Annotated in this window: 21 protein-coding genes; 7 read left to right on the top strand and 14 right to left on the bottom strand. The window is 65.1% G+C overall.

Annotated features, from left to right (window positions below; translation table 11 throughout):
• Positions 1 to 148: 148 nt before the first annotated feature.
• The 7 genes from BI327_RS11355 to lptF form a co-directional block, all read right to left on the bottom strand.
• Positions 149 to 1,207 carry an alcohol dehydrogenase gene (locus BI327_RS11355; RefSeq protein WP_076860320.1) on the bottom strand — a complete coding sequence of 353 codons (1,059 nt, stop codon included), beginning with the start codon at positions 1,205 to 1,207 and terminating at the stop codon, positions 149 to 151.
• A gap of 19 nt (positions 1,208 to 1,226) precedes the next feature.
• Entirely contained in the window at positions 1,227 to 2,081 is an 855-nt protein-coding gene (gene rsmA, locus BI327_RS11350) for a 16S rRNA (adenine(1518)-N(6)/adenine(1519)-N(6))-dimethyltransferase RsmA (RefSeq protein ID WP_076860319.1), read from the bottom strand.
• Positions 2,082 to 3,083 (bottom strand): 4-hydroxythreonine-4-phosphate dehydrogenase PdxA, encoded by a 1,002-nt coding sequence (gene pdxA / locus BI327_RS11345; RefSeq protein ID WP_076860318.1) that lies wholly within the window; start codon positions 3,081 to 3,083, stop codon positions 2,082 to 2,084.
• A 17-nt stretch (positions 3,084 to 3,100) separates the two neighbouring features.
• On the bottom strand, positions 3,101 to 4,048 hold the full coding sequence (locus BI327_RS11340) for a SurA N-terminal domain-containing protein (protein ID WP_076860317.1): 948 nt from the start codon (positions 4,046 to 4,048) through the stop codon (positions 3,101 to 3,103).
• Positions 4,049 to 4,121: 73 nt separating this feature from the next.
• Positions 4,122 to 6,539, bottom strand: coding sequence for an LPS-assembly protein LptD (locus BI327_RS11335; RefSeq protein WP_076860316.1), 2,418 nt, complete (start codon positions 6,537 to 6,539; stop codon positions 4,122 to 4,124).
• Between the two features lie 77 nt (positions 6,540 to 6,616).
• Positions 6,617 to 7,714 (bottom strand): LPS export ABC transporter permease LptG, encoded by a 1,098-nt coding sequence (lptG, locus tag BI327_RS11330; RefSeq protein ID WP_076860315.1) that lies wholly within the window; start codon positions 7,712 to 7,714, stop codon positions 6,617 to 6,619.
• Positions 7,711 to 8,877 (bottom strand): LPS export ABC transporter permease LptF, encoded by a 1,167-nt coding sequence (lptF, locus tag BI327_RS11325; RefSeq protein WP_076860314.1) that lies wholly within the window; start codon positions 8,875 to 8,877, stop codon positions 7,711 to 7,713. The genes lptG and lptF overlap by 4 nt, the downstream gene beginning before the upstream one ends.
• 371 nt (positions 8,878 to 9,248) lie before the next feature.
• Here lptF and BI327_RS11320 point away from each other — a divergent pair, with 371 nt between their 5' ends.
• From BI327_RS11320 to BI327_RS11310, 3 genes are all read left to right on the top strand, one after another.
• The gene (locus BI327_RS11320) at positions 9,249 to 10,751 is read left to right on the top strand and encodes a leucyl aminopeptidase (protein ID WP_076860313.1); all 1,503 of its coding nucleotides are present in this window, start codon (positions 9,249 to 9,251) and stop codon (positions 10,749 to 10,751) included.
• Between the two features lie 28 nt (positions 10,752 to 10,779).
• Positions 10,780 to 11,232, top strand: a complete 453-nt coding sequence (locus BI327_RS11315) for a DNA polymerase III subunit chi (RefSeq protein WP_076860312.1) — start codon at positions 10,780 to 10,782, stop codon at positions 11,230 to 11,232.
• Positions 11,233 to 11,345: 113 nt separating this feature from the next.
• On the top strand, positions 11,346 to 11,915 hold the full coding sequence (locus BI327_RS11310) for a hypothetical protein (protein WP_083742029.1): 570 nt from the start codon (positions 11,346 to 11,348) through the stop codon (positions 11,913 to 11,915).
• Positions 11,916 to 12,035: 120 nt separating this feature from the next.
• Here the strand turns inward: BI327_RS11310 and BI327_RS11305 are convergent, their stop codons facing one another.
• From BI327_RS11305 to BI327_RS11295, 3 genes are all read right to left on the bottom strand, one after another.
• Positions 12,036 to 13,898, bottom strand: a complete 1,863-nt coding sequence (locus BI327_RS11305; protein ID WP_076860311.1) for an ABC-F family ATP-binding cassette domain-containing protein — start codon at positions 13,896 to 13,898, stop codon at positions 12,036 to 12,038.
• 107 nt (positions 13,899 to 14,005) lie between these two features.
• Positions 14,006 to 14,188: a hypothetical protein gene (locus BI327_RS11300; RefSeq protein WP_083742064.1), complete on the bottom strand. Its 183-nt coding sequence runs from the start codon at positions 14,186 to 14,188 to the stop codon at positions 14,006 to 14,008.
• Positions 14,189 to 14,399: 211 nt separating this feature from the next.
• Positions 14,400 to 14,651 carry a sulfur globule protein precursor gene (locus BI327_RS11295; protein WP_076860752.1) on the bottom strand — a complete coding sequence of 84 codons (252 nt, stop codon included), beginning with the start codon at positions 14,649 to 14,651 and terminating at the stop codon, positions 14,400 to 14,402.
• A gap of 350 nt (positions 14,652 to 15,001) precedes the next feature.
• Here BI327_RS11295 and ndk point away from each other — a divergent pair, with 350 nt between their 5' ends.
• On the top strand, positions 15,002 to 15,424 hold the full coding sequence (gene ndk, locus BI327_RS11290; protein WP_076860309.1) for a nucleoside-diphosphate kinase: 423 nt from the start codon (positions 15,002 to 15,004) through the stop codon (positions 15,422 to 15,424).
• Between the two features lie 113 nt (positions 15,425 to 15,537).
• Positions 15,538 to 16,377: a TerC family protein gene (locus tag BI327_RS11285; protein ID WP_076860308.1), complete on the top strand. Its 840-nt coding sequence runs from the start codon at positions 15,538 to 15,540 to the stop codon at positions 16,375 to 16,377.
• Between the two features lie 110 nt (positions 16,378 to 16,487).
• Here BI327_RS11285 and ppx read toward each other — a convergent pair whose 3' ends face one another.
• The 4 genes from ppx to BI327_RS11265 all read right to left on the bottom strand — a co-directional run bounded on the left by ppx (position 16,488) and on the right by BI327_RS11265 (position 21,656).
• Positions 16,488 to 17,990 carry an exopolyphosphatase gene (ppx, locus tag BI327_RS11280; RefSeq protein ID WP_076860307.1) on the bottom strand — a complete coding sequence of 501 codons (1,503 nt, stop codon included), beginning with the start codon at positions 17,988 to 17,990 and terminating at the stop codon, positions 16,488 to 16,490.
• 12 nt (positions 17,991 to 18,002) lie between these two features.
• Positions 18,003 to 20,207 (bottom strand): RNA degradosome polyphosphate kinase, encoded by a 2,205-nt coding sequence (locus BI327_RS11275; RefSeq protein ID WP_076860306.1) that lies wholly within the window; start codon positions 20,205 to 20,207, stop codon positions 18,003 to 18,005.
• 133 nt (positions 20,208 to 20,340) lie between these two features.
• Entirely contained in the window at positions 20,341 to 21,018 is a 678-nt protein-coding gene (locus tag BI327_RS11270) for a DnaA/Hda family protein (protein ID WP_076860305.1), read from the bottom strand.
• A 95-nt stretch (positions 21,019 to 21,113) separates the two neighbouring features.
• A complete protein-coding gene (locus tag BI327_RS11265; protein WP_076860304.1) occupies positions 21,114 to 21,656 on the bottom strand; it encodes a CDP-alcohol phosphatidyltransferase family protein in 543 nt (180 codons plus the stop codon).
• 160 nt (positions 21,657 to 21,816) lie between these two features.
• Between BI327_RS11265 and purM the strand changes: the two genes are divergently transcribed.
• Together purM and purN are read left to right on the top strand one after the other, a co-directional pair.
• The gene (purM, locus tag BI327_RS11260; RefSeq protein WP_076860303.1) at positions 21,817 to 22,902 is read left to right on the top strand and encodes a phosphoribosylformylglycinamidine cyclo-ligase; all 1,086 of its coding nucleotides are present in this window, start codon (positions 21,817 to 21,819) and stop codon (positions 22,900 to 22,902) included.
• The gene (purN, locus tag BI327_RS11255) at positions 22,899 to 23,549 is read left to right on the top strand and encodes a phosphoribosylglycinamide formyltransferase (RefSeq protein WP_076860302.1); all 651 of its coding nucleotides are present in this window, start codon (positions 22,899 to 22,901) and stop codon (positions 23,547 to 23,549) included. Before purM ends, purN begins: the two co-directional genes overlap by 4 nt.
• The last annotated feature ends 41 nt before the right edge of the window (positions 23,550 to 23,590 follow it).

Raw genomic sequence — 23,590 nt, 5'->3', positions numbered from 1 at the left:
CGCAAATCCGGAACGGGTAGGGCTTAATTGGGGCTCGCGGCGTGTCGCAATTGCGGCAAGCCGGAGGCCGAACTGATGTTGATTGCAGTGCAGGCGTTGCAGGAACGTTGCGTCCCGCCGGCGCTGCAACGCCGGCGGGACGTGTTCGCTAGTTCTTCAGGACGATCCGTCCGACGACCTTGCCGGCGCGCAGCTCGTCGATCCATTTCTGGACGTCGGCCATCGGCTCTTCCTTCATCGGCGTCGGCTTGATCTTGCCGGCCCGGGCGAGCGCCATCAGTTCCTGGCCTTCGGCCAGCGTACCCACCATGAAGCCTTCGATGGTCATGCGCTTGTAGACCCACTGCACCATCGGCAGCGTGAACTGGCCGCCCATCAGGCCGGACACCACGATCTTGCCGCCGCGTGCGACCGTCGACACCGCGAACGCCATCGACTTCTCGTTGCCGGCAAAGTCGACGACGCCGTCGAAGCCGCCGTCGCTCTCCTTCAGCATGCGCTTGACGACGTCAGGCTCCGCGGGATCGTAAGCGGCCGCCGCGCCGTTCTTCAGCGCGGTCTCGCGCGCCGCGGGGCTGAGGTCGGCCACCGTGATCGGCTGCTTGAACATCGCCTGCGCGAACGACAGGCCCATCATGCCGACGCCGCCAAGACCGATCAGCAGCAGATTGCGCTGGCGCGGACGATCGACCAGGCGCTTCAGCGCGCCATAGGCTGTCACGCCGGAGCACATCAAGGTGGCGGCCTGATTGACCGGCAGCGGATCGTAGTCGAGCAGGTATTTTGCGTCGGGCACCAGCACGTGGGTGGCGAAGCCGCCGTCGATCGAGACGCCGAGGAAGCGCTGCTTGACGCAGAGATTCTCGTCGCCGGCGAGGCAGTCGCGGCACTGGCCGCAACCGATCCAGGGGAATACCGCCTTCTTCGTTCCGACCAGATCCTTCGGCGCATCGGGGCCGACCTCGTCGACAATACCCGCGATCTCATGGCCGAGCGTGAAGGGCAGGGTCATGCCGCGGGTGGTGTCGAGCTTCTTGCCGCCGCCGAGATCGGCGTAGCCGTCCTGGATGTGGAGATCGGAATGGCACAGGCCGCAGCGCTCGATGCGAACAAGCACTTCGCGTCCCTGGGGCTTCGGCGTGTCGACGATGGTTTCGCACAGCGGTGCATCGAATTTGACGAGGGATTGGCGAACCATACGCGCCATTACGTTTTCTCCTGTTGTTCTATTTTGTGGACCGTATATCGGCCAATTCCCTCGCCATGGCAACAAAGCGCGAAACCGGAATGGTTTCGGCGCGGCGTGTGGCGTCGATATCGGCTGCGGCGGCAAGCCGCGCCGGATCGACCGAGAGCGATTTCAGGCTCTGGCGCAGCATCTTGCGGCGCTGGCCGAAGGCGGCGGCGGCGACCTGCTCGAGCATGCGGCGGTCGCACGGCTCGGGCGCGGCGCGCGGGATCAATCGGACCACCGAGGACGTGACCTTCGGTTGCGGCACGAACGCGGCGGGCGAAATGTCGAACAGGCTCTTGGTCTCGGCGCGCCAGTTGGCGAGCACCGCGAGCCGGCCGTAGGCCTCCTCGTCCTCATGGGCTGTGATGCGCTCGGCGACCTCGCGCTGGAACATCAGCACCATGGTGTCGTACCAGGGCGGCCACGGCTCGATCGACAGCCAGTCGACCAAGAGCTGGGTCGCGATGTTGTAGGGCAGGTTGGCGACGATCTTGGCCTTGCCGCCGTCGAGCAAGGGACGCGGGTCAAACCGCTGTGCGTCGCCATGCACGATCTCGATGCGGCCCGGATAACGCTTGACGATGTAGTCGAGCGCATCGATCGCGCGCTCGTCGCGCTCGACCGCGATGACGCGCTTCGCACCCATCGCAAGCAGCGCGCGCGTCAGTCCGCCGGGGCCGGGCCCGACCTCGATCACGGTGGAGTCTTCCAGCGGGCCCGCGGCACGGGCGATCCGCGCGGTGAGATTGAGATCGAGCAGAAAATTCTGGCCGAGCGATTTGCGCGCCGACAGCGAATGCTCGCGAATGATGTCGCGCAGCGGCGGCAGATCGTCGATCGCGCTCACTCAGCTTGACGCCGCGGCCATCCGCGCGGCAAGCCGCAGCGCGGCGATCAGGCTCGACGGATTGGCCTTGCCGGTGCCGGCGATATCGAACGCGGTGCCGTGATCGGGCGAGGTCCGGATGAACGGCAGGCCGAGCGTGACGTTGACGGCGTCCTCGAAGGCGACGGTCTTGATCGGGATCAGCGCCTGGTCGTGATACATGCAGAGCGCGCAGTCATAGGTCTTGCGTGCCGCCGCGTGGAACATGGTGTCGGCCGGCAGCGGGCCGCGGGCGGCAACGCCTTCGCGGCGCAGGATCTCGACCGCGGGCGCGACGATCTCGACGTCTTCCATGCCGAGCGTGCCGTCTTCGCCGGCATGCGGGTTGAGGCCGGCAATCGCGAGCCGCGGCGTCGCCATGCCGAACCGCGCCTTCATGTCCGCGACCACGATCCGCGCGGTCGACACGATCAGGTCGGTCGACAATTGCGCCAGGGCTTCGCGGACCGAGACATGGATCGTCACCGGGACGACGGCCAGCGCCGGCGACCACAGCATCATCACCGGCTGCGGCGCGTGCCCGCCGCGCCCCGCAAGCTCGGCGAGGAATTCGGTGTGGCCGGGATGACGGAAGCCGGCGCGGTACAACACGTTCTTGGCGATCGGATTGGTGACGACGGCGCTGGCCTTGCCCGCGGCGACGTCGGCGACGGCCTGACGGATCGACGCCAGCGCCGCATCCGCACTGGTCCCGTCCGGCTTGCCCGGCCGTGCGGTCGCCGTCTTGCCGGTCGCAACGACGGGGAGGGCCCGCGCAAACGCTGTGGATGCCTCTTCAGCGCTGACCTCGGCAAACTCGACGACAAGCCCGAGCGTCTTCGCCCGGTCGGCTAGGGAGGCTCGGTCACCGAGCAGATAGAACGGCGGCAGGTCGAGTTCGCGGCGTCGCAGCCACGCGGCGAGCGTGATGTCGGGGCCGATGCCTGCGGGCTCGCCGGATGTCAGTGCGAGGGGTTGGACCATGCGTCAACGATAGTCGATCAGCGCCCGCCTGGATATTCGATCATCGCGGCTTTTCGGACTTCCTGCAGGTAGGCCTTCGACTTCGCCTCGTACTTCTGCACGTACATCTTGTCCCGCATCTCACGCTTCTTCGGCGTGTCCACGGTGGTCGCCTTGCGGCCGCAGAGCGCGACCATCTCGATGCCCTGCTTGGTGACCTCAGGAGGGGTGAGGTGGCCGACCGGGGTCTTGTCCAGGATGTCGCGCAGCGTCTGCGGCAGGTCGGCCGACGTCTTCACCACGATCTCGCGGATCGCGGCGTTGCGCATCGACTTGAAGAAGGTGTTGGCTTCCTCGCAGCTGGTCACACGCTCGCGCAGCTGGTCGGCTTCCTTGCGGCGTCCCTCGAATTCCGACTGCGGCGCGCCGCGGGGCACGATCAGAACGACCGGCTGCATCCGGTATTCGAACGCCTCGGCGTCGGGGGCGTCACCGGTCTCCTTGACCGCGGTGGCGACGTCCTTTTCTCCGACCTGCAGGCTCTCCTTGAAGCGGCCACGGACCAGGCTGGTCCAGACCATGTCGGCCCTGATGCGCTGCTTCAGCGAATCCGGGCGGATGCCTTTGCTCTCCAGCACCTTGCTGAGCTGGTCGCCCGAAAGCCGCATCCGCTGCGCCATTCCGCCGAACGACTGTTCGATATCGTTGGCGGAGGGATCAACGCCGTACTTCTTGGCTTCCTTGATCTTCAGCTTCTCGTCGATCAGCTCCTCGAGGACGGTCTTCCGATCGGGGGTCTTGCCGCCGGTCAGGGCGTTCAGCTTGGCGCGCTGCTCGATGTCGTAATTGGTGATGGGTTCGCCGTTGACCATCACGGCGATGGTCTGGGCATGTACTCGCGCACCGCCCCCCACCAGGAGGAAAAGCGCCAACAGGGAGCTCAACACAAGCGAATGGCGGCGCGTTGGCAGGCTAGCGGTCGTCATTATTTTCATGTCAGCCGTTTAAACCAATTCAAGCCGGGGCCACAGGCCCGCGGCAATACAAGCCCCTCGCTCGCTACTGCATGCCAGCCGAACTGCTGGTCGTGGAGGTCTGGGCAATGGTCCGCAGTCCGATCTGGAACATGATCGCGTGGCTGAGAACCGGCGGCTGCGAACCCGCCTGATAGGTATAGGACGTGACATAGTTGGCAGCCAGCACGAAGCAGTCGTCCACATAGCCTGCGCCGACCGCATACTGGTTGATTTTGTTCGCTTCAAGGTCCCAGCGCGCCGCGCCCTGAACCACCCAGTTCGACGCCACCTTGACCGAGCCGCTGGTGAGGATGCCCTCGCGGCGCGTCAGGTAGCCGAGTTCCGGCTGCGCGGCATAATCGCCATACGTGACGGCGACCGACCAGCGGTCGAAATTCGCTGCCGCCGTGGCCTCGAACCGGTTGATGTTCCAGGTCGCCTCGTCCATCCGCGAGCGGACGCTGAACGTATAGGTGCGGTTGGGCGAATAGGCGAGGCTCGCGACATAATCCGAGCGCGGGTTCTGCAGGCCGGAGTCGAGGCCGGTGTTGGTGACGTCAGCGACCGCGAACGAGTTCAGGCCGAACATCTGATAGGACTGTCCGAACATCGCCTTGACGCTGCCGCCGCGGTCGAACTGCGTGGTCGCCTGCACGCCGACATTGGCGCGGCCGCCGCCTTCGACGCGGTCGTAGCCGGAGAACTTGTCGACCGAGAACAGGTTCGAGGTGTCGAACACCAGGCTCTGCGCGTCCTCGTTCGGCAGCTTGCCGGCGTCGGGCTCGTTGGGTCGGATGATGACCTGCGCGATCGGCTCGACGGTCGTGGTGCCCCACGGCTGCACATTGATGAACGGGTAGCGATATTCGAGGCCCACGGTCGGCATCAGGCGGACCGTCTGGGTGTCGCCGACCGGCAGGAAGTTGGAAACGCCGGGCTGGTTGGAAACGTCGGCGTTGATGGCGTCGGCGCGGATGCTGGCGAACGGCGTCCAGATCTGGCCGAGCGAGTCGGTATACGACTTGCGCCACTGCGCCTCGGCCGTCAGGCGGGTGTAGGTGCCCGGCATGCCGCGCAGCAGGCACTGCGACGGCGTGCGCGCCATCGGATCGGCCGACGTGGTCAGGCACAGGCCATTGGTGTTGGCGGTCGTCGTGATCGGATCAAACACCGCGGTTTCGCGGGTCAGGTTGACGAAGTTCATCTTGTAGCTGAACTCGCCGCCCAGGACGTTGTTGTTGATCACGTTGTTGTAGTCGATCACAGGCGCGACCACCGGGACCTGGTTCTGGTTGCCCGAGTAGCTGAGATAGTAGATCGCGCGCGCGTCGAAGAAGCTGCGGTCGCCGACGCCGGTCAGATAGAGCTGCGAGATCGCTTCCGTCGGCAGCGACAGGAACGATCCGAACGGGTCCTTGTACTGGGCGAGCCGGTAGTCCGACATGAAGAAGTAGTCGGACAGCACCACGCCGTCCCAGCCCCAGACCCATTTGTCGTTCAGCGCGAACTGGCCCTTGGTGTCGACGCCCCAACGGAATTGGCGGTCGCCCGGCTGGCCGGCGAACTGGCCCTGATCGAGCTGGTCGATGCCGTAGAGCCGGACCTGATAGGCGCCGTTCGACAGACGCTGGCGGAATTCGCCCTGGAACAGCACGCCCTGCTTGGACGTGATGCGCGGGTTGAAGGTCGCGTCCATGTCGGGCGCGATCGCCCAATAATAGGGGATTTCGACGCCGTAGCCGAAGGCCGTGTACGAGGTGAAGCCCGGCATCAGGAAGCCGCTCTTCCGCTTCACGGTCGGATCGGGCGTCGAGAAATAGGGCAGATACGCCATCGGAACGCCGAAGAATTCGAGCTGGGCGTTCTCGAAATAGAGCATCTTCTCGGTCTGGTTATGGATGATGCGCGCGCCCTTGACCTGCCAGAGCGGCGGCTTCTTCGGATCATCCTTACAGGGCGCGCAGGCGGTATAAACGCCGTTGTCGAACACCGTGTAGTTGCCGCTGGACCGGTCGGCGCGGGTCGCCGCCATGCGGGTCTGGTCTTCAGTGTCGACGCGCAGCGAATCGACGAAACCGTCACGGTAGTCGTCGCTGAGATCCATGATGTTGGCGTAGGTGATCTTGCCTTCCGCATCGGTCATGCGGATGTTGCCTTCGGCATGAAGACGCTTGGTCTTCTGGTCGTAGATGACCTTGTCGGCCTCCACGCTGGTGCCGTTGTAGAACATCTGCACGTTGCCGACGGCCGAGATGCGCGAGTTGTTGTAGTCGTAATCGACCTCGGTCGCCTGGACGAGCATCTGCCCGTCATTCTTGGGCGGCGCGCGGGTCGGCTTCGGCGGACGCGGATTGTAGGTGAACGATTGCGCAGCGGCCGGCGACGGCACGACAATGTCGAGCGCGCTGACCACGATGAACGCAGTGAGAAGAGTCGTAATCGAGACGCCAAACGCGGCCATGCGGCTCCGTTGACGGCGCAGGGCACTGCGCCGCCCGAATGCAGGCGACATCAACTGGCGGGCGGCGACGGTAGCCACTACCCGTCCTCCTGGTACAGCAAGGCTAAGAAACCGGTGAGGCTACCCACAACGACGGGCAACCACGCCGCAGCGATGGGATGCATCAACTCAGCCTTGCTCAAATCTTCAGTTACTTTCGACAGCACGTAGAGCAGAAAGCCTGCGCCCACGCCACTCAAAACCATCTTCTGCACGCCGCCCATCCGAAAGAAGCGGAGGCTCACAGAAGCCGCCAACATCACCATCGCAGCCAGCAAAAACGGCTGTGCGATGAGCTTGTGATACTGCAAGCGATAGCCGGCCGTCGCGAACCCTGAGCTCTCCGACGAACGGATGTAGTTCGGCAGTTGCCAAAAGGACACAGTTTCGGGGGTGGAGAAACTGTTGCGCACCTGTGCCGGGGTAAGGGTGGTGGTCAGGTAGAAGGTGTCCTGGTCCACCGGAGCCTTATCGAGGGTGTATCGGCGTACTCCCTTGAACACCCAGCGGCCCTCTTCGAGCGCAGCTTCGCGGGCTTCGATTCGCTCCTTGAACTGCAGCGCCGTATCGAATCGAAACACCGTGAGGCCGGTCAGCCGGACGCCCTGCTGCTCGCTGCGCGCCGCGTTGATGATCGCCTGACCCTCGTCGTTGATCTGGTTGAGCCAGAAGCCCGACGCGTCCTGAATGCCGCCGCCCGGCGCGGAGCCGAACAGCTCGGCTTCCATCCGTTTGGAGAGTTCGCGCAGATTGGCCGACATCGGATTGTAGGCGGTGGTCGCGAAGATGCCGAGCACGATGGCGCTCGCCAGCGCCGGCGAGATGAATTGCCAGGCCGAGACGCCGGCGGCGCGCGCCACCACGAGCTCAAGCCGCCGCGACAGCGCGAGATAGCAGGTCATCGCGCCGATCAGCACGCAGAACGGCATCAGCTTCTCGAGCAGCTGCGGCACGCGGAACAGCGAGGTCTCGGCGACCGTGATGGCGGAAGCGCCGACCAGGCCGGATGTCTTGCGCACCATCTCGATGTAGTCGACCAGCACGAGCAGCACGAAGATGCCCGCGAACACGCCCACCGCCGCCACGACGAAGCGGCCGGCGAAATAACGCCCGAGCGTATTGGTGACCATGCTCATGCGGTTGCCGGCCTCCGGAAGAGGCGCGCAATGCGCTCGTTGTTCCGGTTGATGGTCTCCATCAGCCGCGGCGGCGGCTCGACGACCACGCCGCCGACGATCATCCAGATGCCGACACCGATGCCGCCGAACAGCATCAGATATTGCACGAGCGCCGCGATCGGCGTCTTCACCGCCATGACCGAGCAGGCGAATCCGACCATGCGCAGGCCGAACACCGCGAACACCGAGCCGCCGATCGAGAAATTGCGGCTCTGGCGCGTGGTGCGCGGCGCGCCGAGGAAGGCAAAGGTGAGGGCGGCGAACGCGAACGGATAGATCGGCGCCATGAAGCGGTCATGCAGCTCCGCGAAGAACTGGCCCGACAGCTGCTGATAGGTCTGATCGTTCTCGTCCGGCCACATCAGCTCCCAGAGGTAACGTTCGCGAATTCCGAGCGTCACGTCGCGGCCCTGCGAGAATTTCGACATGTCGAACGCGTAGCGCTGAAACACCACCAGCGTCGGATCGCGCTTGCCGACTTCGAACCGCTCGAGGTTGCCGTCCTCCAGCACGAGATACGAGCCGCTCTCGTTCTTCAGCACGGTGCCGTGATCGGCGACGATGGTGACGCGCTGCTGCGGATCGCGGCGATCGTCGACGAAGACGCCGCCGAGCACGCCGCCGGGCAGGCGCTCGCGGATCCGAATCGTCAAATTCTGATCGAGCTGGGCGAAGCGGCCGGGCTGCAGGATGTTGGTCAGGACGTCGGCGGTGATCTCCGCGTCCCACTGCTTGATTCGGCGCATGCCGTCGGGGGCGAGGTAGGCGCCGATGAAGGCGACCAGCGCCGCCACCACGCAGGTGGCAAGGAAGAACGGCCGGAACAGCCGGAACGGCGAGAAGCCGGCCGCGTTCATCACGATGATTTCGGAATCGGTCGCGAGCTTGTTCAGCGTGTGGGAGATCGCGATCATCAGCGCGATCGGGGCGATGATCAGGACCAGGGCCGGAATCACGAGGCCGGTGATGCCGAGGAAGGTGAGGATGGTCTGACCCTGGCTGGTCATCAGGTCGATGCCGCGCAGCGCCTGCGTAATCCAGATCACGCCGGTGAGGCTGACCAGGACAAGCGCAAACGACGCCAGCGTCGTCTTAAAGATGTACTTGTCGATCGACCCCATCGCCTACCGCACGACCCCCGAGACCCCCAGTACGCAACCGAACGCACGGCTTTCGACCATTCCCGTCAACCCGGGTTCCCCTATGGTCGAGCCGCGGACCCATCCGGCTCACTTTGTGTCCACTCTCTCACTACCATCCCTTTGATCCGTCAACAAAATGGCCGGGCCAAGGCACGCTTAATTTATGGTTAATTAATCGCTTTTGTGGCCTTCCGGCCACTCCAGCGCTTGGCAGCGGCGCGGCCGACGGGTCATAGTGGGTGACAAGCCCGGTCCGGGCCGGTTCCGGACCGCCATCGCAATGCTCACGCCGTGTCCCGGAAGGACCGCCTCAGGTCCGAGCAACACCCTGAGTTCTGGAGGATTTTCCTATGTCCGACGCCGTCAAGGTCGGCTTTGTCCCATTCTCCGCGTCCGCTCGCGGCATCCTGGTCGCCTTTTGCGACGAGCAGTTGAAGTTGGGAGCCGCCACAAGGAAGGCGCTGGGTGCGGCCGCCGAGACCGTCAAGCGGGCGGCCGCCGCCAACCAGTTCAAGGGCAAGAGCGGGGCAACCCTCGACATCCTGGCGCCGGAGGGAATCAAGGTCGACCGCCTGATCGTGATCGGCACCGGCAAGGCGGCCGACCTCAAGGAGAAGGATTTTCTCAAATTCGGCGGCGTGCTGGCCGGCAAGCTGAACGCCGGCAGCGCTGCGATGACCGTCATCGCCGAACTGCCCGATGCGGCGATGGAAGCCGGCCAGGCGGCCGCGATCGCCACCGGCGTCCGCCTGCGCGCCTACAAGTTCGACCGCTACAAGACCAAGAAGAAGGACGGCGAGGACAGCGCCGTCCGCGCCGAGGTCTCGATCGCGGTCGACGACGTCGCCGCTGCCAAGAAGGCCTTTGCGCCTGAAGCGTCGATCGTCGACGGCGTGAACCTGGCGCGTGAGCTCGTCAACGAGCCGCCGAACGTGCTGTACCCCGAAGAGTTCGCCCGCCGTGCAAGCCAGCTTCGCAAGCTCGGCGTCACCGTCGAGGTGCTCGACGTCAAGGCGATGACCAAGCTCGGCATGGGCGCGCTGCTCGGCGTCGGCCAGGGATCGGCGCGGCCGAGCCGCACCGTGATCATGCGCTGGAACGGCGGCAAGAAGAGCGAGGCGCCGGTCGCATTCGTCGGCAAGGGCGTCTGCTTCGACACCGGCGGCATCTCCATCAAGTCGGCCGGCGGCATGGAGGATATGAAGGGCGACATGGGCGGCGCGGCCTGCGTGGTCGGGCTGATGCACGCGCTCGCGGCGCGCAAGGCGCGCGTCAACGCGGTCGGCGCCATCGGCCTCGTCGAGAACATGCCCGACGGCAACGCACAGCGTCCCGGCGACATCGTCACCTCGATGTCCGGCCAGACCATCGAGATCATCAACACCGACGCCGAGGGGCGGCTCGTGCTCGCCGACGTGCTGTGGTACGTCGCCAAGAAGTTCAAGCCGAAATTCATGGTCGACCTGGCGACGCTGACCGGCGCGATCATGGTCGCGCTCGGTACCGATCACGCCGGCCTGTTCTCCAACAACGACGAGCTCGCCGAGCGCCTCGCCAAGGTCGGCCTCGATACCGGCGAGAAGGTGTGGCGCATGCCGCTCGGCCCCGAATACGACAAGCAGATCGATTCGCAATTCGCTGACATGAAGAACACCGGCGGCCGCAATGGCGGCTCGATCACGGCGGCGCAATTCCTGCAGCGTTTCGTCGACGGCACGCCCTGGGCCCATCTCGACATCGCCGGCACCGCGATGGGCGCGCCTAAGACCGAGATCAATCAGAGCTGGGGCTCGGGCTACGGCGTCCGGCTGCTCGAGCGGCTGGTCTCCGACTATTACGAAGCCAAGAAATGAAGCCAAGTAATAGAGTGTCGGCCGGCGCATGACCGAGGTTCTGTTCTACCATCTGCAGAACATGACGCTGGAGAGCGTGCTGCCGCCGCTGCTCGAGAAATCACTCGAGCGCGGCTGGCGCGTGGTCGTGCAGTCGACGTCGCAGGAGCGCGCCGAGACGCTCGACGCGCATCTATGGACCTACAGCGACGATTCGTTTCTGCCGCACGCGACCTCGCGCGTCGCCGACGCACAGGACCAGCCGATCGTCCTGTCGATCGAGGAGGGCAATCCGAACCGGGCCAATGTCCGCTTCCTGGTCGACAATGCGGCGCTGCCGGCCGACTGCGACAGCTACGAGCGGGTGGTGCTCGTGTTCAATGGCGACGACCCCGACGCGGTCGCGTCGGCGAGGGAAAGCTGGACCGCTTGCAAGGCACGCGGCTTCGAGGTCACCTATTGGCAGACCGATGAGCGGGGACGCTGGCAGCGGCGCCAATAGCGATATCGACTAATTAATGATAATTCGACGTTTCTCTGGGTTTCCTGGGGCGGGTCACGGTCATGCCGCAAAGTGATGTTCGGACAAGCCCTTAGGTAGTGGGGTCAGGAGCCTTGTCGATCGTGCGAGACGGAACATTCAGTCGGAAGTCGCTGCTGGCGTTGCTGGTGCTTGCACCTGGCCTTGCCGGCTGTTCAGGCGCCGGATCCGACTTGTTTTCGCGCGACGCCGAATGGTTTTCGCGTCCCGGGCGGGTGTTCATCCGCAACATCTCGATCGAATCGCCGCCGCTGACGCCGGACAAGCCGGTGACGAACGACGATCTGGTCAGCGCCGACGGAGGCTGTCCGGGCATGGCGCCGCCTGCGGGCGCCACTGACGCCAACGCCCAGGCTCCCGGTGCGCCGCCGCCGCAACCCGTGGGCGGCAGCGTCGCGCTCGGCCACACCGAATGCGACGTCGTGCGCGGCATCGGTGCTCCCGACAGCGTGAATCTGTCCAGTGCTCCGGGCGGCGGGCGCGTTGCGGTCGTGACCTGGTCGCGCGGCCCGCGCGCCGGCATCTACACGTTCACCTCGGGGCGCCTGTCGTCCGTCGAACGTGGCCCGGATCCGGTGCCGGAGCCGAAGGCGGTGAAGCCGAAGAAGAAGCCGAAAAAGCCGGCGGCAACCTCGAACGGTTGAGCCGCAATCCACAAGGTCCTAGAGCGTTTTCCGTTCCGGTTGAATCGGAACGGAGCTCTGGATTCTAGTTTTGACGCGTTTTCTTCACGCGAACCGGTACCCACTTCGCTCGAAAACGCTTTAGTTCGCGGCTTCGTCGAGTTCGGCACTGGCTTCCAGCCATTCCTCCTCGGCGCGTTGCAGCGCGCTTTCGGCACCGGCGCGCGCCGTGGTGAGCTGCGCCGCCTGCTTGGGATCGCGCGTAAAAATATCGGGCAGCGCGAGCGCGGTATCGATCTTGGCGATGATGCCGTTGATGCGCTCGATCTCGGCCTCGGCTTGCGCGATCCGCTGCCTCGGTGAGGTGCGCTTCTCATTGCGGACGCGTTCCTGCTTTGCGGGCTCCTTGACGCGCTCGCGCGAGGCCTGCCGTCCGTCATTGGCCGACAGGATCATGCGGCGATACTCGTCGAGATCGCCGTCATAGGCGGTGACGGTCTGGTTGGCCACCACCCACAACCGGTCGGCGCAGGCCTCGATCAGATATCGATCGTGCGAGACCATGATGATGGCGCCGGGGAATTCATTGATCGCCTCCGCCAGCGCCGCGCGGCTGTCGATGTCGAGATGGTTGGTCGGCTCGTCCAGGATGATCATGTTCGGGCCGTAGAACGTTGCAAGCCCGAGCAGCAGCCGCGCCTTCTCGCCGCCCGACAGGCTCCTCACCAGCGTGTCGCCGGCCTTGCCGGAGAAGCCGATCGCGCCGACCCGGCCGCGCACCTTGCTCTCCGGCGCCTCCGACATCAGCTTGCGGATGTGATCATAGGGCGAGCCGTCGAGATTGAGTTCGTCGACCTGGTGCTGGGCGAAATAGCCGACCGAGAGCTTGTCGGCTTTCGTGATCCTGCCCGAGAACGGCGCGAGCTTGCCCGCCAGGAGCTTGACCAGCGTCGACTTGCCGTTGCCGTTGGAGCCGAGCAGCGCGATGCGGTCATCGGTATCGACGCGCAGCGTCACGCGATTGAGCACCGGCTTGCCCGGCTCATAACCGACCGAGACGTCATCGACCGCGATGATCGGCGGCGACAGCAGCTTCTCCGGCGCCGGGAACGAGATCTCGTGAACGTCCTGGGTCACCAGCGCGGTGATCGGCTTCATCCGTTCCAGCATCTTGACGCGCGACTGCGCCTGCCGCGCCTTGGAGGCCTTCGCCTTGAAGCGGTCGACGAAGTCCTGCAGCCGCTTGCGCTCATCGGCCTGCCGCTTGGCGTGCTTGGCGTCGAGCAGCTCGCGCGCGGCGCGCTGTTCCTCGAACGAGGAATAGGTGCCCTTGTAGAGCGTCAGCCTGCCGCGATCGAGGTGCAGGATCTGATCGACCGAGGTGTCCAGGAGATCGCGGTCGTGGCTGATCACGATCACCGTGCGCGGATAGTTGGCAAGATGGTTCTCGAGCCACAGCGTGCCTTCGAGGTCGAGATAATTGGTCGGTTCGTCCAGCAGCAGCAGATCGGGCGCGGAGAACAGCGTCGCCGCCAGCGCCACGCGCATCCGCCAGCCGCCGGAGAATTCCGCGCAGGGCCGCGCCTGGTCTGATGTCGAGAAGCCGAGGCCGGAGAGGATCGCCGCAGCGCGGGCAGGGGCAGAGTGGGCGTCGATGTCGACGAGGCGGGTCTGGATCTCGGCGATCCGATGCGGGTCGTGCGCGGTCTCGGCTTCGCTCAGCAGCGCGTCGCGCTCGAAATCGGCCTTCAGCACGACGTTGATCAGGCTTTCGGGCCCGTCGGGAGCCTCCTGCGCGAGGCTGCCGATACGCCAGCGCGGCGGCAGCGTGATGCTGCCGCTCTCGGTCGGAAGGTCGCCCCGAATGGCATGAAACAGCGTCGATTTGCCGACGCCGTTGCGGCCGACAAATCCGACGCGTGCGCCGGGCACAATTTGCACAGAACTGTGATCAATCAACAGCCGCCCGGCGATCCGGACCGAGATGTCAGTGATGGAGAGCATGCAGCGTTGTCACCGGACCCGCTGCCAAACGCAACCCGTCTATTTGTAAAATCTCTCCGGGGGGCTGTTGCAAAAACGCAATTGGGCTGCTGGCGCGCCCACAATACCTAATGCTGATCGCTTTCCCGTCGTTGCATCTCCTCGAGGAGCTGCTGCAGGCGGGACGAAAGTGCGGGCTCTGGTCGCATGCTTTGCTGTAGCCGTTCACCCACGGCATCGCAGATGTAACGGCAGGTCTTGCGATCGATCTGATCGGGATCGTTGTCGATCTGGGTCATCGTCATTGTCATGGCATGTCTCTTGGCGAGTTCCACCTCGCTGTTCGAGCAAGTTCTTGTCATGACAAGTCGCGACCCCGAAATTGGTTTCCGCTCTGCCTTGCTGTCACCCTGAAGTAGTGCGGCCCATCACACGGTTGCGGGTTCCCGAAGACAAAAAAGCCCCGGCGCGAGGGCCGGGGCTGAGCCAAGTCAGGGGGAGTAGGTCGACGGAACAGATGGATCAGTAGCAGCGGTTGACCAGGCGCCAGCGCGGGCCCCACGGAGTCGGCACCACGCGTCGGACATAGCAGCCGCCGCCATAGCCATAGCCGCCATAGTAAGCCGGACCGCCGACGATGACGCGCGGGCCGCCCCACCAGCCGTGATGCCATCCACCGTGCCAGCCGCCCCAGGCGGAGGCGGAGGTCGGGGCGAGCGCGGCGGCGCCGAGCGAAACCGCGGCAACGGCAGCAAGTGAAATTTTGCGTAACATGATCGTCTCCTCGAGGTTTGGGCGCGCGTGACGCGCCCGCGGTGACATCGTTTCCCGAGACGTCCTGTGAGGCTTGCGGATGGGGGGCCAGCAAGGCGTCCGATCGGAGGAGAGCCTACGTGGCAGGAGCTGAACGGCAGCGGCACGGCGCTGACAGAATGGGTTCACCTTGGTGAAATCGCGGTAAGCCGGCCGAGGCTGCCTCCGTCCAGGGACCACCCGGCTGGCGGTTTTCGCCGCGAAAATGCGTCAAAACTAATGGCTAACGCGTCACAGGGTCGCTTGCCGTTACCCCATCGCGCCGATATAAGCCCCGGCAACTCCCAGCCACCGTTTACAAGGACGAAATCATGGCGATTGAACGCACCTTTTCGATCATCAAGCCCGACGCCACCGAGCGCAACCTGACCGGCGCGGTCAATGCGGTGATCGAGAAGGCGGGCCTGCGGGTCGTGGCGCAGAAGCGCATCCAGATGACCCGCGGCCAGGCCGAGACCTTCTACGCGGTCCACAAGGCGCGCCCGTTCTTCGGCGAGCTGGTTGAGTTCATGACCTCGGGCCCGGTGGTGGTCCAGGTGCTGGAGGGCGAGGGCGCCATCCTGAAGTATCGCGACGTGATGGGCGCGACCGATCCGTCGAAGGCGGCCGAAGGCACCATCCGCAAGCTCTATGCGAAGTCGATCGGCGAGAATTCGGTGCACGGTTCGGATGCGCCGGAGACCGCTGTGATCGAGATCGCGCAGTTCTTCGCCGGCAACGAGATCGTCGGCTAACCACGTACAGTTTGAAAATGGCACGGTCTCCTCGAGGAGACCGTGTCGAAATAAACCGGGGAGCGGCGGACGACCGCCGCCAGGGGCGGCCGTAAGGCCGAATAGGACTCGCTGTGGACTGGCTGTGGCAGATCTTTGATCCGGCGTACATCGGCGCGTTCTTCACCGAGTTCAAGAACGAGATGGCGACGCCGGCCTTCTGGGTCGCCGTCGGCAAGATCATCTGGATCAACGTCCTGCTGTCGGGCGACAACGCGCTCGTGATCGCGCTCGCCTGCCGGGGGCTCGCGCCGCGGCAGCGGCTGTGGGGCATGATTCTCGGCGCCGCCGCGGCGGTGCTGCTGCGCGTCATCTTCACCGGCATCGTCGCCAGCCTGATGGAGCTTCCCTATCTGAAGCTCGTCGGCGGACTGGCGCTGCTAGTGATCGCCGCCAAGCTCCTGGTGCCGGAGCAGGAGGACGAGGACAGTGTGCATGCGGCCTCGCATCTGTGGGCCGCGGTTCAGATCGTCGTCGTCGCCGACATCGTGATGAGCCTCGACAACGTGATCGCGGTGGCTGCCGCCGCCAATGGCAGCGTGCCGCTGTTGGTGCTCGGGCTTGCGATCAGCGTTCCCCTGATCGTTGCCGGTGCGGCGCTGATCATGGCGCTGCTCACCAAGCTGCCGATCCTGGTCTGGGCCGGCGCCGCGCTGCTCGGCTGGATCGCGGGCGACGTCATCGCGACCGATCCGGCGGTGCATCCGAGGCTCGATGCGCTGTTCGCCGGACCGCTTGGCGCCAAGCTCGATTCCTGGCTGGCGTCGATCGGGATGTCGCCGCAATTCGGCCATGGCGGCAGCGGCGGCGAGATCGCGCTCGCGGTGCTCGGCATCATCGTGGTGCTGGTGATGGGATCGCTCTGGCGCCGCCACGCGCTGCGCAAGGCCAAGCACGCCGCCAAGGCGGCGTGACGAGACTGACTAAAGCGCGATGAGATTAGGTTGAATCGTCATCGGGCTTTGGCGCTTTGTTTGAGCATGATCGTTCCGGAAAACCGCTTCGCACTTTTCCGGATCATGCTCTAGCGCCGCACGATCGAGCCGGCGCGCCCGACCAGCCGCGCCAATTGCCTGAAGCGGCTGCCGACCCGGTCGGCGACCAGATCCACCATCCGGTGCTCGAACACCAGCATCAGCTTGCGGCCCTGGGTGCGGAAATGCGTCAGCGGCAGCACGCCGGTGCGTGCGGCCGTGATCAGATGCGCGACGCGGAACGCGGCGCCGAGCACACGCGCGCGCTCGTCCATCGCCGGCGTCACCAGCGCGCGAATCTGCGGCGGCGGCTCATTTTCCTCGCTGAGTCCGGCGTAGCGATAGAACACCGAGAGCGCGACGAAGGCGCGGCCCTGATGGGTGATCGAGCCGAAATTGCCGTTCATGATCAGGCTGAGGGTTTCCTCGCCGCGATGATCGGGATGCACCCGCCAGCCGATGTCGGAGAGCAGGCAGGCGACGTGCCGCAGCCTGCGGTCTTCCTCGGTCTCGCGCAGCCTGACGACCCGCACCAGGCGGTCGGTCCAGGCGGTCAGCTCCTGGGCGTGACGGGCCGAGCGCGACAGCAATACGTTGAGGTTCTGCGCGGCACAGGCCAGTCCGTCCTTGGCGCGTTCGACCTGCGGCAGCATCTCGTAGAGCAGGCCCTCGCGCACGCCGAAGGTCGAGAACACGATGGTCTTCGGCTGCGCGACACGGATGATGTATTCGAGCACGAGCGCGGCATAGGCCAATAGCGGCCGCCGCGCATCGGCGATCGATTCGATGTTGGCCAGCATGTTGGTGGCCGCCAGCCGCCGCAGCCGCTGCGCGAAGTCGAGCGCATCCGCGGCCGGAATCGAATAGCCGTGCATCACCTTGAGCGGGTAGCCGCTCTGGATGATGTGGATGCGCGCGAGCGCGCGCCAGGTGCCGCCGACCGCGTAGAAGGTGCGGCCGCGCCCGGTCTTGAGCTGGGCGACGCCGAGCAGCTCGTTCTTGACGATGCGTTCGGCGCGCTTGAGCGATTTGTTCGAGAGGTCCTGTAGCGCGAGGCTGCCGAGCGGCAGCGTCACGCCGCTGCGCACGCGGTTGCCCTTGACGTCGATCAGTTCGAGCGAGCCGCCGCCGAGATCGCCGACGATGCCGTTCGGATTGTGCACGCCCGAGACGACGCCGAGCGCAGACAGCTTCGCCTCACGCGGTCCGGTGAGAATCTCGATCTTGGCGCCGCAGATCCGCTCGGCCTGGGCGATGAAGTCCGGACCGTTCTTGGCGTCGCGGCAGGCCGCGGTCGCGATCGCGTAGACGCGGCCGACCTGCTGGATCCGGCACAGCGCGCGAAAGCGGCGCAGCGCGGTGAGCGCCTTGTTGACGGCGTCGGTTGCGAGCAGGCCGGTGCTCTGCACCTCGCGTCCGAGCCCGCACAGCGCCTTCTCGTTGAAGATGGTGACGAGGCTGCGCGCCATCGACTCGTAAACCACGAGTCGAACCGAGTTCGAGCCGATATCGATCACAGCGACGCTGGAAGCGCGCTTCCGCGGCCGCTTCACCGGTGAGCCCCCTTAAGACGATGGCTGCTGACGCTCGTTACGACGCGTGAGACGGCGCGGTGAAGATTCCTTGAGAGACTTACCACGGCCGGACAGACTCGGATTTGTCATAAAATAGTCATGCAGGTTGAAAGGCTCTTCGCCTTTCGCGGCCTTCATACGCGTTGACGATCCATCCGGCAACAATTGCCAGCTCTGCTCATTGTCCTTCAGATTCGCGACCATGATCTGTTCCAGAACCTGCTGATGCACCGTGGGATTTTGCAGCGGACAGAGAACCTCGACGCGGCGGTCGAGGTTGCGCGGCATCATGTCGGCGGACGAGATATACACAGCAGCTTTCGTGCTCGGCAGGCCCTGGCCCATGCCGAAGCAGTAGATTCGGCCGTGTTCCAGGAACCGGCCGATCACCGATTTGACGCGGATGTTCTCCGACAATCCCGGCAGCCCCGGCCGCAGGCAGCAGATGCCGCGCACCACGAGTTCGACCGAGACGCCGGCCTGCGAGGCCTCGTACAGCGCGTCGATGATGTCGGGGTCGACCAGCGCATTCATCTTCATCCAGACCGCGCCGGGCCGGCCGTGCTTGACGTGGGCGATCTCGCCATGGATGTGCTCGATGATGCGCTTGCGCAGCGTCAGCGGCGACACCGCCATCTTCTCGATGTCGCTCGGCTCGGCATAGCCGGTGATGTAGTTGAAGACACGCGCGACGTCGCGGCCGATGATCGGATCCGAGGTGAAGTAGGAGAGGTCGGTGTAGATGCGCGCGGTGACCGGATGGTAGTTGCCGGTGCCGGTGTGCACGTAGGTGGTGAGGTTGCCGCCCTCGCGGCGCACCACCATCGACAGCTTGGCATGCGTCTTCAGTTCGATGAAGCCGTACACCACCTGCACGCCGGCGCGTTCGAGGTCGCGCGCCCAGCGGATGTTGGCTTCCTCGTCGAAGCGCGCCTTCAATTCGATCAGCGCGGTGACCGACTTGCCGGCCTCTGCGGCCTCCGCCAGCGCGCGCACGATCGGTGAGTTGTTCGAGGTGCGATAGAGCGTCTGCTTGATCGCGACCACATCGGGATCGCGCGCCGCCTGTTGCAGGAACTGGACGACGACGTCGAAGGATTCGTAGGGGTGATGGACCACGAGGTCCTTCTGGCGGATCGCGGCGAAGATATCGCCGCCATGATCGCGCACCCGCTCGGGATGGCGCGGCACATAGGGCGGGAATTCGAGGTCGGGGCGATTGAGGCGGGTGAGCTGCGAGAGCTCGTTCATCGCGAGCACGCCGTCGACCAGGATCACTTCATCGTCCGCGGCCGACAAGGCGTGCTGCACGAAGACGCGCAGCTCTTCGGGCATCGTGGCCTCGATCTCGAGCCGGATCACCGATCCGCGGCGGCGGCGCTTGAGCGCGGTCTCGAACAGGCGGACGAGGTCTTCGGCCTCTTCCTCGATTTCCAGTTCGGAGTCCCTGATGATGCGGAACGCGCCCTGTCCCTTCACGGTGTAGCCGGGGAACAGGCGTCCGATGAACAGGCCGGTGGCCTGCTCGAGCGTGATCAGGCGGGCCGGCGCGCCTTCCTTCGACGAGGGAATGCGGATGAAGCGGTCGATCTTGCCGGGCATGCGGATCAGCGCGTTCATCGCCTTGCCGTCGGAGATCCGCGACAATTGCAGCGCCACCGTGAAGCCGAGGTTCGGGATGAACGGGAAGGGATGCGCCGGGTCGATCGCGAGCGGGGTCAGCAGCGGGAAGATGCTGTGGAGGAAGTGATCCTCGATCCAGCTGCGTTCGGACTTGGTGACGTCACGGCCATCGACCAGCTGGATACCGACCTTGGACAGGATGTCGCGCAGGTCGCTCCAGATCGCCTGCTGGTCGGAGGCGAGTTGCGACACGGTCTTGTTGATCATCACGAGCTGCTCGGCCGGCAGCAGGCCGTCCGGGCTGCGCTCGGTGATGCCCTCGCGGACCTGCGCCTTGATACCGGCGACACGGACCATGAAGAACTCGTCGAGGTTATTCGCCGAAATCGACAGGAAGCGGACCCGCTCCAGCACGGGATGGCCGAGATTGACCGATTCCTCGAGCACCCGCCGGTTGAAATGCAGCCAGGAGAGCTCCCGGTTGATGAATCGCTCGGGGCTGGTCGCGATCGCGGGGACGGGCGGGAGTTCCGCCTCTTTCTCTTTGATTTCAGGTGCTTGTGCCGAGTCCATCAAGTGCTGGTCCAATTCGAGGCAGGGGGCCGGGGCGATCTAGCCGAAGGCAGTTCCGACCATGTGATATTGCGATGACGTTTCGATGACATTGATGTGCTGCTCGCCCGTGCCGTCAAGCCGCAGGCACGGCTCAGGCGTCGCGCAACAGCTCCGCCGCCAGCGCCCTGGTGACCGGCCGGCCGAGCCGCAGCGCCTCGGTATCGAGCAGCTCGACCGCCTGCCGGACGGCAACGTAGGAGCGCTCGATCCGGTTGCAGAGATAGCTGACGAGGGGCTCGTCGACGCTCATCTGGCGGTCGGCGCAGAACTTGACGATCAGGCCGCGGAACAGCTGGTCGTCGGGCGGCAGCAGCGTCACCGTTGGCACAGCACGTAGCCGTGACCGCAAATCGCGCAGCTCGATCTCGAACGCCGACGGCGGAACGCGCGCCGTGATCAGCACGAAGGCATCGTCCTGGCGCGCGAGATTCATCAGGTGAAACATCGCGCGCTCGTCGAAATCCGACGGCCGGAGGTCCTCGACCACCAGCGCGCCGGTCGCAAGCGCGGTCGGCACCGCCTCAGCCGTCAGCGCATGCGCCGCGGTCGAACGCGCGCCGGCACTCTCGGCCCAGATCGCGGCGAGGTGGCTCTTGCCGGAGCCGTCGGGCCCGACCAGCAGCATGATTCGGTTCGGCCAGTCCGGCCAGCCGTCGATCAGCGCCAGCGCCGCTTCATTGGCGGGGCCCTCGAGGAAATCGTCGCGGGTCAGCTTCTCCTCGTGCGGCAGGGCCAAGGCCAATTGACGAGGTTGAACGCTACTGGCCACACAAGTCTCCAAACCACTTTATTTTAGCATGATCTCGGCGCAAACGCTGTGCGCTTGTCGCGGGAAAACTGCTTTCCACTTTTCCGGATGGTGCGCTACCGAGCTTCGATCGTGCTCATGTGCCGCACCCACTCCACGAGATAGAGGGACACCGATCCCAAAGTAAAGATCGTGACCAGCCCCATCAGGATCAGGTCGTAGGGATGCGGCTGAAAGCCGAAACCGAGCGAGGCCAGCACCAACGCTGCGAACGCGACCTGCGCCACCGTGTTCAGCTTCGACACCATCAGCGGCTTCATCTCGACCGGCTTGTCGAACAACCATGACACAATCACGGCGGAGACGATCATGATGTCGCGCGACACCACGAGAATCACGATCCAGCGCGGCACCGCGCCCCAGATTCCCAGTGCGACATAGATCGACACCAGCAGCGCCTTGTCGGCGAGCGGGTCGAGCAGGGCGCCGAGCTCGCTCGTCATGTTGAAGCGCTTGGCGAGGAAACCGTCGACCGCGTCCGAGACGCCGGCGACTACGAAGATCGCGAAAGCGATCTCCATCTGGCTGGACACGATGGCCCAGACGATCACCGGCACCAGGATGATGCGGCCGAGGGTGATGATGTTCGGAATGTTCAACTTGAATCGCTTCCCGGCTAGAAGCCTGATTTTACTCGATATCCGGCTCTTTTGCGCAGCGGCCGGGTGTTATCTACATAGTATCGCGGCGAGCTGCCCGCGAGCCATTGCGCGGGGGCGGAATTCCTCGTAACCAGCCCCTTATCATCTGGAATTGGGCATGACCGAGCGCAAAAACGGGCTCACTTACGCGGATTCGGGTGTCGATATCGACGCCGGCAATCGTCTGGTCGATCTGATCAAGCCGATGGTGCGGGCCACCGCACGGCCCGGCGCGGACGCCGAGATCGGCGGATTCGGCGGGTTGTTCGACCTCAAGGCCGCGGGCTTCAAGGACCCTGTCCTTGTGGCCGCGACCGATGGTGTCGGCACCAAGCTGAAGATCGCGATCGAGACCGGCATCCATGGCGGCATCGGCATCGACCTGGTCGCGATGTCGGTCAACGACCTCGTCGTGCAGGGCGCGGAACCGCTGTTCTTCCTCGACTATTTCGCTTGCGGCAAGCTGCATCCGGAGGCCACTGCGCAGATCGTCGCCGGCATCGCCGAGGGCTGCCGCGAATCCGGTTGCGCGCTGATCGGCGGCGAGACCGCCGAGATGCCCGGCCTCTACAAGGACGGCGACTACGACCTCGGCGGCTTCGCGGTCGGCGCGGCCGAACGCGGCACCCTGCTGCCGACCGCGGATATCGCGGCCGGCGACGCCGTGATCGGGCTGGCGTCGTCCGGCGTGCACTCCAACGGCTATTCGCTGGTGCGCAAGCTCGTCGAGCTGTCCGGCGTTGCCTATGACGCGCCGGCGCCGTTCGCACCGGTCATGACGCTCGGCGCAGCGCTGCTGACGCCGACCAGGCTCTATGTGAAATCCTGCCTGCGCGCGATCCGCGAGACCGGCGCGGTGAAAGGGCTTGCCCACATCACCGGCGGCGGCTTCACCGACAACATCCCGCGGGTGCTGCCGAAGCATCTCGGCGTCGGCATCGATCTGGCGCGGCTGCCGGTGCTGCCGGTGTTCAAATGGCTGGCCGAGCAGGGCGGCATCGCCGAGCTCGAGCTGCTGCGCACCTTCAACTGCGGCATCGGCATGATCGCGATCGTCAGGCGTGAGGCGGTCGAACGGGTCATCGAGGTCTTCACCGAGAGCGGCGAGACCGTGACGCAGCTCGGCGAGGTGATCGAGGCCAAGGGGAATCACAAGGACGAGCATCGCGTGGTCTATAACGGTCATCTCGATCTCTCGCGATGAAGCGCCGCACAGCCATCCTGATTTCCGGCCGCGGCTCCAACATGGCCGCGCTGATCGAGGCTGCGAAGGCTCAGGATTTTCCGGCCGAGATCGTGGCTGTGATCTCCAACCGCGCTGATGCTGCCGGACTCGAGAGGGCGGCCGCGAACGGCATTGCGACCATCGTCATCGAGAGCAAGCCGTTCGGCAAGAACCGCGCCGGCTTCGAGGCGGTGCTGCAAAAGGCGCTCGACGACAAGCAGGTCGAGCTGATTTGTCTCGGCGGTTTCATGCGGCTGTTTACCGCCGACTTCGCCCGGCACTGGTACGGCCGGATGCTCAACATCCATCCCTCGCTGCTGCCGTGCTTCCCCGGCCTCGATCCGCATGGCCAGGCGCTGCGCGCAGGGGTCAAGCTGTCGGGAGCGACGGTGCATTTCGTGATCCCGGAGACCGACGCCGGACCGATCGTGATGCAGGGCGCGGTCATGGTGGCCGACGACGACACGGCCGAGACGCTCGCGGCACGCGTGATCGGAATCGAGCATCGCATCTATCCGGAGGCGCTGCGGCTGCTTGCGAGCGGCCGGCTTAAGCTCGAAGGCGACGTCTGCAGGACAGAGGGCAGCGCTGCAACCGGCAGCACGCTGATCGCGCCGGCGCCCTAGGGCGCGGATGCGAAAGAGATCTCCGAGAAGGATCCCCCGGG

The organism is Bradyrhizobium mercantei, from assembly GCF_001982635.1.
Taxonomy (GTDB): Bacteria; Pseudomonadota; Alphaproteobacteria; order Rhizobiales; family Xanthobacteraceae; genus Bradyrhizobium; species Bradyrhizobium mercantei.
This window is presented reverse-complemented; position numbering and strand designations above follow the sequence as displayed.

Coding starts and splice junctions, on each gene's coding strand:
- purM (WP_076860303.1), top strand. CDS start 21,817: ATGACCGAGCGCAAAAACGGGCTCACTTACGCGGATTCGGGTGTCGAT.
- lptF (WP_076860314.1), bottom strand. CDS start 8,877: ATGGGGTCGATCGACAAGTACATCTTTAAGACGACGCTGGCGTCGTTT.
- BI327_RS11315 (WP_076860312.1), top strand. CDS start 10,780: ATGACCGAGGTTCTGTTCTACCATCTGCAGAACATGACGCTGGAGAGC.
- pdxA (WP_076860318.1), bottom strand. CDS start 3,083: ATGGTCCAACCCCTCGCACTGACATCCGGCGAGCCCGCAGGCATCGGC.
- BI327_RS11355 (WP_076860320.1), bottom strand. CDS start 1,207: ATGGCGCGTATGGTTCGCCAATCCCTCGTCAAATTCGATGCACCGCTG.
- BI327_RS11340 (WP_076860317.1), bottom strand. CDS start 4,048: ATGACGACCGCTAGCCTGCCAACGCGCCGCCATTCGCTTGTGTTGAGC.
- BI327_RS11275 (WP_076860306.1), bottom strand. CDS start 20,207: ATGGACTCGGCACAAGCACCTGAAATCAAAGAGAAAGAGGCGGAACTC.
- lptG (WP_076860315.1), bottom strand. CDS start 7,714: ATGAGCATGGTCACCAATACGCTCGGGCGTTATTTCGCCGGCCGCTTC.
- ndk (WP_076860309.1), top strand. CDS start 15,002: ATGGCGATTGAACGCACCTTTTCGATCATCAAGCCCGACGCCACCGAG.
- purN (WP_076860302.1), top strand. CDS start 22,899: ATGAAGCGCCGCACAGCCATCCTGATTTCCGGCCGCGGCTCCAACATG.
- BI327_RS11305 (WP_076860311.1), bottom strand. CDS start 13,898: ATGCTCTCCATCACTGACATCTCGGTCCGGATCGCCGGGCGGCTGTTG.
- BI327_RS11335 (WP_076860316.1), bottom strand. CDS start 6,539: ATGGCCGCGTTTGGCGTCTCGATTACGACTCTTCTCACTGCGTTCATC.
- BI327_RS11300 (WP_083742064.1), bottom strand. CDS start 14,188: ATGACAATGACGATGACCCAGATCGACAACGATCCCGATCAGATCGAT.
- BI327_RS11295 (WP_076860752.1), bottom strand. CDS start 14,651: ATGTTACGCAAAATTTCACTTGCTGCCGTTGCCGCGGTTTCGCTCGGC.
- BI327_RS11320 (WP_076860313.1), top strand. CDS start 9,249: ATGTCCGACGCCGTCAAGGTCGGCTTTGTCCCATTCTCCGCGTCCGCT.